Source organism: Novilysobacter erysipheiresistens (genome assembly GCF_036663935.1).
GTDB classification, from domain to species: Bacteria; Pseudomonadota; Gammaproteobacteria; order Xanthomonadales; family Xanthomonadaceae; genus Novilysobacter; species Novilysobacter erysipheiresistens.
Map to the genome: position 1 here is coordinate 1 of NZ_JAXGFP010000032.1, position 417 is coordinate 417.

The window sequence follows — 417 nt, forward strand, 5'->3', positions numbered from 1 at the left end:
CTACGCAAGTCGGCTTAACTCAGGCGTTAGGCGCTGTCTGGTTTTTGGGGTTGGCAACATCGCGCAAGCTGGACTGTTGCGCCACCTCGGCAAGCTTTTGGTGGCGCAGGGCGCGCTCGGGGTTCGTGTCTTGCCGTTGTTCGGCTTCGGGTGTTCGGCGGCTCGCGGGCAGTCCGGCCTGGCTTCAGGCGCTCGCTTCGGCCAACACCGGTTGGTTGTTTCACGAGGCGCGCACGGCTATGGTCGGGCTTCGTACCAAAAGCTTTGGGGTGGCGCTGTGGCTCGATTTCAGTCGGCCCGTGTAGCGCCTAACAAGTCATTCAAGCCGAACCCGCTTCGTCGCTTCGTTGAATCATGTCGCAAGCGGCGTTGCATCGGCACCCGGTCTGCACGCTGCGGGTCGGCTTAATTCCGGCG

Annotated in this window: 1 protein-coding gene; it reads left to right on the top strand. The window is 62.6% G+C overall.

All coding sequences use genetic code 11. The features are described from left to right. The coding region (locus SNE34_RS14800) for a hypothetical protein (protein ID WP_332618391.1) at positions 1-305 on the top strand (305 nt) is incomplete at its 5' end. Positions 306-417 lie beyond the last annotated feature (112 nt).